Raw genomic sequence first — 13,094 nt, 5'->3', positions numbered from 1 at the left:
CTTTCGGTGCTCTTTTTTAATGTTACATGTTCGGGTAGTTCGGACCGCCGCCCCCTTCAGGGGTGACCCAGGTAATGTTTTGTGCCGGGTCCTTAATGTCACACGTTTTACAGTGCACACAGTTTTGCGAATTGATCTGGAAGCGTTTTTCACCGTCATCGGACTCAACCACTTCGTAAACGCCCGCCGGGCAGAAACGCTGAGCCGGTTCTGCGTATTTCGGCAGATTGTCACGAATCGGTAGCTCCGGATCGGTCAGTTTCAGGTGAACCGGCTGGTCCTCTTCATGGTTGGTGTTTGATAGGAACACCGAACTGAGTTTATCAAAGGTGAGTTTGCCATCGTATTTTGGATACTCAATTTTTTGTGACTCGGCTGCCGGTTTTAATGTGGCGTAATCCGGTGTTGGATCCGTCAGAGTCCAGGGCAGGGTGCCACGAAAAATGTTCATATCAATAAACGCATAGGCAGAACCGAAGACGTTGCCCCATTTGTGTTGAGCTGGGCTGAAGTTACGTTGGAAATGGAGCTCTTTTTTCAGATCGCTGTTGGCAAAACGTTCAGCAAAATCTGACAGATCCTGCCCGTATTCGAGACCTTTTTTCAGGGCAGCCATAATCGATTCCGCGGCAAGCATGCCAGACTTCATCGCGGTATGAGACCCTTTGATTTTCGCGCCATTCATGGTGCCAGCATCACAACCAATCAGCAGTCCACCCGGGAAATGCATTTTGGGCAGGGCTTGTGGGCCGCCTTTGTTGAGTGCGCGCGCGCCATAGGAAACCCGCTTGCCACCTTCAAGGTACTTTTTAAAAATTGGATGATGCTTCATGCGTTGAAACTCATCAAAGGGCGACAAATAGGGGTTGTGGTATCCCAGGTCTGTAATCAAGCCGAGCACCACCTGATTGTTTTCGAGGTGATACATGAATGCGCCACCGGAAGCGCCATGCTCTTTCAGCGGCCAGCCAGCAGTATGCACGACCAAACCAGGCTCATGCTTGTCTGATTCAACTTCCCACAGTTCTTTAATACCGATGCCGTAATGCTGGGTATCTTTACCTTTATCCAGTCCGAACCGTGCAATGAGTTGCTTGCCGAGGTGTCCTCGTGCGCCTTCTGCGAAAATTGTCGTTTTCGCATGAAGCTCCATGCCAGGCATATAGCTGTCTTTTTCGGATCCGTCTTCGGCGACACCCATATCGCCGGTAATGATGCCTTTTACCGCACCATTATCGTCATACAAAACTTCCGCCGCGGTAAAGCCCGGGAAAATTTCAACGCCGAGGCCTTCGGCCTGTTCAGCCAGCCAACGACAGAGGTTACCCAGACTGATGATGTAGTTACCATCGTTGTTCATGGTCGTCGGGACAAACATGTGCGGTACTTTGAGATGACTGGTTTCGGAGTTCAGGACGTAGATGTCGTCGCGGGTTACCGGTGTTTCCAGTGGTGCACCGAGCGTTTTCCAGTCGGGAAACAGCTCATTAAGGTAAGTCGGTTCAAAAACAGCGCCGGACAGGATATGGGCGCCAACTTCGGAGCCTTTTTCTACGACGCAGACAGACACCTCTTGCTCATTGCTCTGAGCGTCTTGCATTAACTTGATGGCGGCTGAGAGACCGGCGGGTCCGGCACCAACGATTACAACATCAAATTCCATGGATTCGCGTTCCATAGAAACCTCCTGAGTAGCCACGTTAAGTCGAATGATCCGGCCCGGATGGACTCGACTTGTGAGTTTTTGTTATAAAATTCAGCTTATTACGTCTGAAATTGTGTGTTTAAGTCGAGTTTACCCTGATCAAACGAAAAATTAAAACAACTGTTTGAAATTTCCGTTTAAAACGGCTTAAATGCCCCATGTCAATGAACGTTGAATTATGTCGGATTGATTTCCCGATCACGGGTTCAGAATGGCAGGACTGTCACTCTTCGAGCGGACCGTTAGGCAGAATTCAACACTAATTATTCAGATTTTCACTCGTTGCCGGAAATCATAAGAATTACTGAGGACACTATGAAAATTTTGGTACCCGTAAAGCGCGTTGTTGATTACAACGTCAAGGTCAGAGTCAAGGCCGATCAGTCCGATGTGGACCTGGCCAACGTCAAAATGGACATAAACCCATTTTGTGATATCGCTGTTGAAGAGGCTGTGCGCCTGAAAGAACAGGGTGTTGCCACTGAAATTGTTGTGGTTTCTATTGGTGAAGCCAAAGCGGAAGAGCAGATTCGTCGAGCCATGGCGATTGGTGCTGATCGCGGTATTCTGATCACGACGGAAGCACCGGCGAGCTCATTAACCGTCGCCAAACTGCTGAAAGCCATTGTCGCCGAAGAAGAGCCTGGATTGGTGATTCTTGGTAAGCAGTCGATTGATACAGACAACAACCAGACGGGCCAGATGCTGGGGGCGTTAACCGGCATGCCGCAAGGAACCTTTGCCAGCAAAGTTGAGGTCGCAGACAACAAGGTCAATGTAACCCGTGAAATCGACGGTGGTCTGCAAACCGTTGGGTTGACGTTGCCAGCCATCGTGACGACCGATTTACGCTTGAACGAACCTCGCTACGTGAAACTTCCGGACATCATGAAAGCCAAGCGTAAGCCGCTGGATAAAAAGACACCAGCTGACTACGGCGTTGAAGAAAAGCGTTCGGTCACGACATTAAATGTTGCGCCTCCGGCTGAACGAGAGGCAGGTATCACCGTGTCTTCTGTTGAAGAACTGGTCGAAAAACTGAAAAACGAAGCGAAGGTGTTGTCATGAGTATTTTGGTAATAGCTGAACACAATAACAGTGAACTGGCACCGGTAACACGCAACGTTGTTGCAGCCGCACAGCAAATCGGTGGCGACATTCACGTTTTGGTTGCCGGTAAATCGACGGACTCGGTTGCCGAAGAGGCTGCCAAAATTACCGGCGTGACTAAGGTATTGAACAGCGTCGCAGACCATTACGAACACGCCTTGGCCGAAAATCTCTCCAATCTGGTTGCATCCGTTGCAAGCGACTATGGCCATGTTCTGGCGGCGGCGACCACAACCGGCAAGAACTTTATGCCTCGGGTTGCGGCTTTGATGGACGTGGAGCAAGTGTCTGAAATCATAGCCGTTGAAAGTGCAGATACCTTCAAACGACCGATTTATGCGGGTAACGCCATTGCCACCGTTCAGTCCGCTGATCCGATCAAAGTGCTGACCGTTCGTGGAACCGCCTTTGAACCGGCTGGTTTGGATGGCAGTGCCTCCATAGAGTCATTAGCCGCTCAAGAAGACGCCGGAATCAGCGAGTTTGTTGGTGAAGAGCTGGCCGTGTCCGATCGCCCAGAGTTAACCGCTGCTGGCGTCGTGGTCTCTGGCGGACGTGGTATGCAGAATGGCGATAACTTCGAGTTGCTCTACAAAGTAGCCGATAAACTCGGTGCAGCTGTGGGCGCGTCACGTGCCGCCGTTGATGAAGGTTTTGTGCCAAACGATATGCAGGTTGGTCAAACTGGTAAAATTGTGGCGCCAGAGTTGTATATTGCGGTCGGTATCTCCGGCCAGATTCAACACTTGGCCGGTATGAAGGACAGTAAGGTCATTGTTGCGATCAACAAAGACGAAGAGGCACCCATCTTTCAAGTGGCTGATTACGGCCTGGTTGCGGACCTGTTCGAAGCGTTACCTGAGTTGGAAAAGGCTCTCTAAGCCGTCTGCGTCAGTTGAAAAACCCGCTCTGGCGGGTTTTTTTATGCCTATTGTATTTTCAACGTGCGTTACAAACTGATTGTGCAAGAACGAAACGCTGATTGGGGAAATATTGCGTACAATGATAAGAATGTCGAAGTTTTAGTGTCAGTTATGCAATTATTTAATGATATCCGTTTTGATAATCTCAAAGGCGATGTCTTCGGTGGTCTGACGGCCGCTGTTGTTTCGTTGCCCATGGCGCTGGCCTTTGGTGTGGCTTCCGGAGCTGGCGCCGAAGCCGGGCTTTATGGTGCTGTGCTCGTCGGGCTTTTTGCCGCTCTTTTTGGTGGGACTTCTACTCTGATTTCCGAACCAACCGGGCCAATGACGGTGGTCATGACCGCGGTGTTAACCACGCTTGTCGCTGATAATCCTGAAAGCGGCAAGGCGATGGCGTTTACCGTGGTGATGATGGCCGGCCTGTTCCAGATCGCATTGGGTGCTCTGAAGCTCGGAAAGTACATTACCTTGATGCCTTATAGTGTGATTTCCGGTTTTATGTCCGGAATTGGTATTATTCTGGTGATTCTCCAGTTAGCCCCTTTTCTTGGCCAAGCCAGCCCCCCTGGGGGCGTCACCGGTACATTGAAAGCGTTGCCGGACCTGATTATGAACATACGCCCGGTTGAGTTGATTCTGGGTGTGATGACGCTGGGTATACTGTTTTATGCGCCAAAACAATGGACGCGCTATGTGCCAGCGCAGCTGATTGCGCTCGTGGTCGGGACGTTGGTTTCACTGACGTTGTTCGGTTTTTTTGAGGTCCGGCGGATTGGTGAAATTAACCTCGGCTTGCCGTCTCTTATCGTGCCGACCTTTTCGGCCGAGCAATGGACCACCATGGTTATTGATGCCCTGGTGCTAGGCACACTGGGGTGTATCGACGCATTGCTGACCGCTGTCATCGCAGACAGCCTCACCCGTAAAGAACACAAATCCGACAAAGAACTGGTTGGGCAGGGGATCGGTAACCTGGTCTCCGGTTTGTTTGGCGGGCTACCCGGTGCCGGGGCCACCATGGGGACTGTCGTTAACATTCAGACAGGGGCACGCTCCGCGCTGTCCGGTGTGGTTCGTGCATTAGTGCTGTTGATTGTTGTGTTGTGGGCCGCTGGCTTGACCGAAAGTATCCCACTGGCTGTGCTGGCCGGTATTGCTGTACGCGTGGGTATTAACATTCTGGATTGGAGCTTTGTGAAGCGGGCTCACCGGGTGTCATTGCATGCGACGGTGATCATGTACGGCGTGATGTTTTTGACGGTGTTTTTTGATTTGATCGTTGCGGTTGGCCTTGGCGTGTTCATCGCTAACATTCTGACCATTGAGCGTCTCAGTCGGGTTCAGACCCGAAACATTAAAACCATTACTGACTCTGACGATGCCATTGCCCTGAACCCGGAAGAAAAAACATTGTTGGACAATGCTCAGGGGCGACTGTTGTTGATGTACTTAAGCGGTCCGATGATTTTCGGCGTATCCAAAGCCATTGCTCGTGAACACAATGCGGTCATGTCATGTTCAGCGCTGGTTATTGATATCAGCGACGTTCCGTTGATTGATGCGACCGTCTCTTTAGCAATCGAAAACGCAATCAAAGATGCTCTTGAGGCCGGAAAAACCGTCTATGTCGTTCGCCCCGAAGAAGAAACCTCCCGGTTTCTTGAGGGCGTCGGCGTGTTTGATATGTTGCCGTCTGATCAGTTTTGTTCAACGCGTCTCGATGCATTGCGACTCGCATCTCAGTCATTGACTGGTTCGGAACACACAATTCCGGAATCGGTTGTTGAATGAAGGACAATCAAAGGCCCCTGTTCATTAAATTCATTTAAAAAGGAACACAAATGACCCAAGTAAGCCAGACTGAGCTGCAGGAAAAATTAGCCTATTTCGGGCAGTCACCAACTGACGTTGGCGTTATTAAACAAATTGTTCGTCGTCCTGCCGTTGACCAACGCGAAACGATAACCGAAGGCGTCCTGACTTTGGAAGAAGGATTGGTCGGTGACAGCTGGCGGGCTCGCGGCAACCGCAAAACCCCCGATGGCTCGGCGTTGCTCGACGCTCAGCTGACGTTGATGAATGCCCGGGTCATTGAAGTCATTGCGGGACATCAAGATCAGTGGCCATTAGCCGGTGATCAGTTTTTTGTCGACTTCGATCTCAGTGAAGAGCGGTTACCCGCAGGCACCGTGCTTAAAATCGGCGATGCGTTAATCGAAGTAACGGCGGAGCCGCACTTGGGTTGTCGAAAGTTCAGCGATCGATTCGGTAAAGATGCCACGCTTTTTGTGAACTCTACACCCGGTAAAGCCCTTCGTGCGCGCGGTGTCAATGCGAAAGTGATTCGTGGTGGTGAAGTTCGCGTTAATGACTCAATAAGCGTTTATTCAGAGGGCTGATCTGAGGTTTCTGGCGCCAAGGTGTCTGCTAACAGCTGCAGTGCCTGCATGACATCGGGAATGATTTGTTCTGTTTTTAAGGTTGGCCGCATCCATTTCCCATGGCGCACAAATAACGGATCATCGTAAATCGTTCGAAGCCGCGACAAGGCATTGCTGACCGCAGGCTGAGTAACGCCAAGCTGTTCACCGGCATGGGTTAGGTTTCGGGTACGGTAGATCGTCAGGAAAACCCGATAAAGATTCAGGTCTGAGTCCAACAGTCGCATCAAGGGGCCTGCATTATTATTTTTGTATGCGCCCCAGCTTAAGCCTTCTTTGCGGAAAGGGAAGGTCTGAAAATCAACCCTCTAGCGTATCCAAACCTCAATTCGTTGGTTTCTTAACGCGTATTTGGGGTCGACGTTCGACGCGACCGGATTCAGATGACCGTACCCGGTCAAAGCAGACGATTGAATGCCTTTTTCAGCTAATGCTCGTTTAACCTGAATGACTCGGGCTTCTGAGACAAGCTGCGCTCGAAACTCATTATTTTGCTGATCGGAAAACCCGATCAGGATGAGTTTCCGATCCTTATTTTCAGGGCGTGCCATAAAAGCCGCCAAGCGATCCAGATCGTCCATCGCTTTGTTATCTAGATGATTGGTTCCAGGTCGGAAGCGAAAGTTGGTGGTAATCCGTTCAGAGTTTTCGGAAATAAAGGTGTAACCCGCCGGCAAAGTGCCAGAAACCGGCATTGGCATCGATTGAAGGTTCTGTGAGACGAACCCTGTTTGCGCAACCACCTGTTGTCCCGCTTGGCTGCGCGCAAAGCGCAGAAAGTCTAAAACAAAGGCATTAGCGCTGTTGATTTCATACAGATACAAGCGTCGGGCTAATGGATAGTCTTCAGTGGCAATGGTGGCATTCTGTGGGCGCATCGGCGTGCTGTCGCCATCAATTACAGCGACGGCGTTTGCCTCACCAATGGATGCTAACGAAGTGAACCCGATAGCGCCGGGTGTCGACGATACCGTAGCCGATAACACGTCATTGGATTCATAGCGGGCCGCGTCTGCGGTCAAATCATAACCACGTTTAAGAACCAGTGTGTTAAAGGTGTCATAGGTCCCGGATTGGTTATCCCGAGCGTGCACCGATACCGGTAAGTTCGGGCCTCCGATTTGATTCCAGTTTTGGATTTGGCCCGAAAACAATTGTCCAATCTGTTGAATAGACAAGGATTCCAGGTCAAGAGCCGGATGAACAATGACGGCAATGCCATCGATGGCCAAGACCAGCTCTGATTGAGCTGTGGTCACGTCTACGTCAGGGAAAAGGGCATTCTCACTGTCTTTTGCTGGCCGGGAAGCGGCAGCAATGTCGGCGTGTCCCGCCTGGATTTGTGCGAAACCGGTTCCTGAACCGTGAGCCGCAACAAATATCTGAATGTTGTCGCCGGTCGGTGAACGCGCTGAGATGATGCGCTCGTTTGGCACTGAGGTCATCCGGCTGTTCAGTTGCTCAAAACCGTGACTGACCAGCCAGCTTTGAATCAATGCTGGCGCCAGAGCGGCCCCAATCGTGTTTGAACCATGCATCTCGAAGAGGTAGCCCCGTTCATTGAGTTGAATAGGATGGTCATCAAACACGTCAGCTTGGGCAGCGACACTGACTAGAATGAACAAGACGACAACGAGGCGTGGCATGGTATGAGGACTCCGACAGCTGAAAACGCTGGCGAGGTTATGATGGTTTGATGACAGTTTTGTTACGAGCGGCCCTGACCGCTGATAACCTGGTTTAGAAAGATGGGGCGATGCCCATCACGGAACCGCGTCATAAACCCCACAACTTGCTGTCTCTGAGCGCGCTAAGGGCTTGGGAAAAGCAGGGTTAGCGCGTATAGTTGCCACCTTTACAATCACCTGCTGTTATTTATGAGTTTGTTTTTTAGGCCACACCACAAGGCACAGAAAGACCGATCCATTCTGAAACGGGTTGATCAGACGCTCAGTCGTCAGGGGTTGCCGAGCGCGCTGCTGCATTTTGGTCTGTTCATCATCATTGAATGGAGCCTGTTGATGCAGGCTCCGACACCGAGCGTGGTGTATCTGTTTGGTTTGGCGTTGGTGGTGATGGCGGCCTGGCGTTTCATCATGATCGCGCAGTTTGAAGAGTGGTATGCCCGTGGTCCTGCACGCTGGCGTGACGCATTTATTCTGTCGGGTTTTCTACATGCAGGTATCTGGTCGGCTTACCTGACGTATCGGCTCGCGACGGCGCCAGAAGCGCCTATCCTGCAGCTCGGAATTCTCTATACCGCCGCAATCGCGGCCGGCGGAACGTTTGTTTACTCCCTTTATGGGAAAACGGTTCGCCTTTATTTGTTGGTATTGCTGGGGCCGATTGCCGTCTTTTATTTCTTTTTATCGGCGCTGGAAATCGCCTTGATTCTGGGTATCGGGTTCGTCGCCATGTACTTTTACCTGGTCAGCACGGCACATCGGGTCGGGGATCTCGTCTGGAGCTTTCTGGCCACGAATCATGAGTACAAACTTCGGTTGTCGGTTCTGGAGCAGGCCAGAGAAGCCAGTACAGTAGATAATAAGTCGAACCGGCGGTTTATACAGCAGATTCTGATGCGGGTTAAAAATCCGCTCAGTGGCCTGCTTGGCGTTCTCAGTATGTTGTCTCTGGGAGATCAGGATAATGAAAATCAGGGCATGCTGAGTATTGCCCGCCGATCCGGTTACTCCATGTTGGACTTAATCAATGATCTGGAAGCCTTTATTGAGCAGCGCGATCAGACCCGGGTTCCTCAGTCGATGGTGTTTAATCTGCGTAAAACACTGGAACACGCCATGGCCGACATGGGTGCGAAGGCCCATGAAAACGGACGGGAGCTGTCCTATCTGTACCATCCTGATGTGCCTGAACGTATCGAGGCGGACCCTCAATGGTTGTCGAACGCTTTCCGAAGGCTGTTGGATTTCACCCTCGATATGGCGGAGAGCGGCGAAATCACGGTTCGTGTCGGCATTGATTCCGAAGCCGGACAGGAACAGTTAATCCTGACGTTCTATTTCATTAATACGGAAATGGCCATCGAAGATTTACGCTCCGCGTTGAACCGACAAATGGACATTCTGCCGGAAGATGAAGATGTGGCCGATCAGTTAACTTTGATGGTGGCAACCGCCCAATTCAAAGCGATGGGGGCCGTGCTCAGCGCGACAGCCAATGACGACCTGAGAAAAATCCGCGTCAGTCTGCCAATCAGTACGACCAGTCAGCAGGCCAGCTCATTCAAACCGGCTAAGTATATGGCCGGCAAGTCCATTCTGTTGGTCGATCTTTCTGAACAGAATGAGCGTTCTCTGACCGCTGAGTTCATGAGCTGGAACATGCAGGTTGCCGTCTGGACGCTGGATCGGTTGCTGGACAGCGAAGAGCGCATCGAAACCGACTTTATATTTATCAATGTCCCGGTAGACGACCAGAAAGCACGTCAACAACTCAGAGAGATTGAAAGTCTGAGCGAGCGCTTTGTCGCTCAAACGCACATTGTTTTATACGCTTCGGAACTGCAACGCAGCCTGTTTGCTGATCTTAACGGACGCTACACCTTTGTTGAGAAGCCGGTTGCCCGTGATCAGCTGTTGAGCGCATTACGCGCTGCGACCGATGAATCTGAAGATGCCGAGGCCGATATTTACCGATGCGAGAACTCACGCGTATTGCTTGCAGAAGACAACCTGTTGAATCAGAAAGTTGTGTTGCGAATGCTGGAACAGACCGGTGTTCAGGTCGACACCTGCGTCAATGGGCGTGAAGCCATCGAAAAACTCAAGACCAATCATTACGATTTGGTGCTTATGGATTGCTATATGCCACGTTTGGATGGCTTGGAAGCAACCCGCCTGATTCGCAAGGACGAAATCAACACCGGGCAGCACATCCCCATTGTGGCAATGACGTCTGAACAGACACCCGAAGTGGAGCGAGAGTGTCTGGCTGCGGGCATGGACGACTTTCTCGGGAAACCATTGCAACGGGATCTACTCGTCGGTGCGTTGCAGCGTTGGACCGCTGACTGAGGGTTGTAAAGGCCTCGTGAATCCTCTGGTTTATCAATAATTTAGGGGATAAAGTGAATCCTTTACGCAAAAATGGCAGTAGGGCGTTTTATTGGTTTCGATCATCGTTCACAATGGATCGAAGTAAACTAACCGGGCACCTACCGGCCCGTTGCAAGAGTGGTACCGCTTAAAACATGGACAGACAGTTACCCTTCGCGTTCGCAAAAAAACACGGTGTCGTCATCGATTATGACCACGCCGACGGCGTTCGTATTCTGTATCGGCCCGGTGCCAATCTCGTCGCAATGCAGGAAGCTCAGAGGATTACTGAGTCGGTACTGCCGTTAGAACCCGTCAATGAAAATGATTTTTCCGAAGCATTAAACAAAGCCTATCAATCCGATTCCGACGAAGCGATGCAGATGGTCGAAGGATTGGGCGAGTCCATGGACTTGAGTAGTTTGGCGGAGTCGGTTCCGGAAACCGAAGACCTCATGGAGCAGGTCGACGACGCCCCCATTATCCGTCTGATTAACGCCATTCTGACTGAAGCTGTCCGGGAGGGCGCTTCGGACATTCACATCGAGACCTTTGAAAAACGTCTGTCGATCCGGTTCCGGGTTGATGGGGTATTGCGGGAAGTCGTACAACCCAAACGGGCCCTGGCGCCATTATTGGTTTCCCGTATCAAAGTCATGGCGCGTCTCGATATCGCAGAAAAACGGCTCCCACAAGATGGCCGGATTTCTCTGCGAGTCGCCGGTCGTGAAGTTGATTTACGGGTGTCCACCATCCCTTCTAATCATGGTGAACGGGTTGTGCTTCGATTGCTGGACAAACAGGCCGGCCGGCTTGATCTGGCCCATCTGGGGTTGCACCAGGACGATTACACGCTGTTTAAGGATCTGATCTCCCGGCCCCATGGCATTATTCTGGTCACCGGGCCGACCGGCTCTGGTAAAACCACCAGCTTGTATGCGGCATTGCAATCGCTCAACAGCCAGGTCAGGAATATCATGACGGTCGAAGATCCGATTGAATATGGCCTGCCAGGCATTGGGCAAACTCAGGTGAATTCCAAGGTGGATATGACCTTCGCCCGGGGGTTACGGGCCATCCTGCGACAAGACCCGGATGTTGTAATGATCGGTGAGATCCGGGATCTGGAAACCGCTGAAATTGCGGTACAGGCGAGTTTAACCGGTCACTTGGTGCTGAGCACTTTGCACACGAACTCTGCCGTTGGGGCCGTGACGCGGTTGCAGGATATGGGCATCGAACCGTTTTTGTTAGCCTCCAGCCTGATCGGGCTGGTGTCACAACGTCTTGTCAGAACCCTTTGTCCGGAATGCAAGGTTGCTCATCAGCCCGATGACAGTGAACGCGAGTTACTGAAATTTGCGCCGGATGACGATCAGACGATCTATCAGGCCGGCGGCTGTTCCGCCTGTAAAAACACCGGCTTTAAAGGCCGTGTCGGGGTCTACGAGTTACTCAGAGTTGATGAGGGAATGCGGCAACTGATTCACAAGCAGGCTGGGGACATTGAACTGGAAGCCTATGCCAGGAAATCCAGTCACTCCATTCTTGACGATGGCCTCAGTAAGGTCAGACAGGGCGTCACCACCATTGAAGAAGTTCTGCGCGTCAATCGGAGTTATTGACTATGGGAGCGTACAGCTACGTCGCTCTGGACGGTCAGGGCAAGCGTAAAAAAGGCATTACCGAGGCCGACAGTGCCCGACAGGTTCGCCAGCAATTGCGAGATAAAGGCTGGTTTGTGGAGTCGGTAAATGTCTCCCAGAAAACCAGTAATAAAAAGAGTAGCGGTGGTCTTTTTTCGCCATCATTGAACGTGGCCGATTTGGCTTTGCTCACCCGGCAGTTATCAACACTGGTTGGCTCTGGTATGCCGTTGGAAGAGTGTCTGAAGGCAGCCGCAGAGCAGTCGGAAAAAGCCCGGGTTCGTGGATTGTTGCTCAGTGTGCGTTCCAAAGTTCTTGAAGGTTTCAGTCTCGCATCGGCCCTGAAAGAGTATCCGCGTGCGTTTCCGGTTTTATACCAGGCAACGGTCAATGCCGGGGAGCATTCCGGGCATCTGGATCAGGTCCTCGATCGCCTGGCGGATTACATGGAAGATCAACAACAGATCCGCAACCAGATTCAGATTGCCAGTATCTACCCCAGTATTCTTATTTTTGTCGCCATTGGCATCATTGTGTTCCTGCTGAAGTCTGTTGTCCCGCAGATTGTCGGCGCAATTACCGCAACCGGTGGTGAACTGCCGGGTCCGACTCGCTGGTTACTGGCCTCAAGCGGTTGGATTGAAACCTATTGGCTTCATTCCCTGATCGTTTTCGCATTGATCGGGCTCTGTGTCCACCTGTTTAATCGCCGTAAAGAACGTCGCATTCGCACCCATCGATTGTTTCTTCGACTGCCGCTGATTGGTCGCATTTCGCGAGGGTTTAACACCTCCCGGTTTATTGGCACCGTTGCGATGCTATCCAGCGCGGGTGTACCGTTGGTTGAAGCGATGAAAATCGCCTCTCAGGTGGTGTCAAATCTCGAAATACAAGCTCGGGTTAATCGCGCCGCCATCAGCGTCAGTGAAGGTGGCTCTTTACATAAAGCTTTGAGCGAGGCCGGTTACTTTCGTCCGATGATGTTACATATGATAGGCAGCGGTGAAGCCAGTGGTGAACTGGACAAGATGCTCAGTAAGACCGCCGATGCCGAGGACCGGCAGGTCAAGGACCTGATTTCAACGATTTTAGGGTTAATGGAACCCCTTATGCTGATCGTGATGGGGGGCATCGTTCTGATAATTGTATTGGCTATTGTTCTGCCGATGATGCAGATGAACGCCCTAGCAGGATAATTACAGAGGGAAAAC

General features: G+C 51.4%; 10 protein-coding genes. 7 read left to right on the top strand and 3 right to left on the bottom strand.

The annotated features are described in order from the left end of the window. Positions 1 to 22: 22 nt before the first annotated feature. Positions 23 to 1,678, bottom strand: a complete 1,656-nt coding sequence (locus MED297_RS06830) for an electron transfer flavoprotein-ubiquinone oxidoreductase (RefSeq protein WP_008043518.1) — start codon at positions 1,676 to 1,678, stop codon at positions 23 to 25. Between the two features lie 342 nt (positions 1,679 to 2,020). Here MED297_RS06830 and MED297_RS06825 point away from each other — a divergent pair, with 342 nt between their 5' ends. From MED297_RS06825 to MED297_RS06810, 4 genes are all read left to right on the top strand, one after another. After that, positions 2,021 to 2,773 (top strand): electron transfer flavoprotein subunit beta/FixA family protein, encoded by a 753-nt coding sequence (locus tag MED297_RS06825; protein ID WP_008043516.1) that lies wholly within the window; start codon positions 2,021 to 2,023, stop codon positions 2,771 to 2,773. After that, on the top strand, positions 2,770 to 3,696 hold the full coding sequence (locus MED297_RS06820) for an electron transfer flavoprotein subunit alpha/FixB family protein (protein ID WP_008043514.1): 927 nt from the start codon (positions 2,770 to 2,772) through the stop codon (positions 3,694 to 3,696). Before MED297_RS06825 ends, MED297_RS06820 begins: the two co-directional genes overlap by 4 nt. A gap of 153 nt (positions 3,697 to 3,849) precedes the next feature. Next, complete coding sequence (gene bicA / locus MED297_RS06815) at positions 3,850 to 5,529, top strand: bicarbonate transporter BicA (protein ID WP_083779390.1); 1,680 nt, start codon at positions 3,850 to 3,852, stop codon at positions 5,527 to 5,529. Between the two features lie 50 nt (positions 5,530 to 5,579). Beyond that, the gene (locus MED297_RS06810) at positions 5,580 to 6,137 is read left to right on the top strand and encodes an MOSC domain-containing protein (protein WP_008043511.1); all 558 of its coding nucleotides are present in this window, start codon (positions 5,580 to 5,582) and stop codon (positions 6,135 to 6,137) included. Here MED297_RS06810 and MED297_RS06805 read toward each other — a convergent pair. Together MED297_RS06805 and MED297_RS06800 are read right to left on the bottom strand one after the other, a co-directional pair. Continuing rightward, the gene (locus MED297_RS06805; RefSeq protein ID WP_008043510.1) at positions 6,122 to 6,406 is read right to left on the bottom strand and encodes a LysR family transcriptional regulator; all 285 of its coding nucleotides are present in this window, start codon (positions 6,404 to 6,406) and stop codon (positions 6,122 to 6,124) included. The two genes, MED297_RS06810 and MED297_RS06805, sit on opposite strands and share 16 nt — an antisense overlap. A gap of 81 nt (positions 6,407 to 6,487) precedes the next feature. Beyond that, a complete protein-coding gene (locus MED297_RS06800) occupies positions 6,488 to 7,825 on the bottom strand; it encodes a substrate-binding domain-containing protein (protein WP_008043509.1) in 1,338 nt (445 codons plus the stop codon). Positions 7,826 to 8,056: 231 nt separating this feature from the next. Between MED297_RS06800 and MED297_RS06795 the strand changes: the two genes are divergently transcribed. The 3 genes from MED297_RS06795 (at position 8,057) to gspF (ending at position 13,079) form a co-directional block, all read left to right on the top strand. Then, positions 8,057 to 10,216: a hybrid sensor histidine kinase/response regulator gene (locus MED297_RS06795; RefSeq protein WP_008043508.1), complete on the top strand. Its 2,160-nt coding sequence runs from the start codon at positions 8,057 to 8,059 to the stop codon at positions 10,214 to 10,216. Between the two features lie 176 nt (positions 10,217 to 10,392). Beyond that, entirely contained in the window at positions 10,393 to 11,862 is a 1,470-nt protein-coding gene (gspE, locus tag MED297_RS06790) for a type II secretion system ATPase GspE (RefSeq protein ID WP_008043506.1), read from the top strand. Positions 11,863 to 11,864: 2 nt separating this feature from the next. Continuing rightward, a complete protein-coding gene (gene gspF / locus MED297_RS06785; RefSeq protein WP_008043504.1) occupies positions 11,865 to 13,079 on the top strand; it encodes a type II secretion system inner membrane protein GspF in 1,215 nt (404 codons plus the stop codon). Positions 13,080 to 13,094: the final 15 nt, after the last annotated feature.

It is taken from the genome of Reinekea blandensis MED297 (assembly GCF_000153185.1).
Taxonomy (GTDB): domain Bacteria; phylum Pseudomonadota; class Gammaproteobacteria; order Pseudomonadales; family Natronospirillaceae; genus Reinekea; species Reinekea blandensis.
The sequence above is the reverse complement of the archived record's forward strand: the minus strand, read 5'-3'. Positions and strand labels throughout refer to the sequence as shown.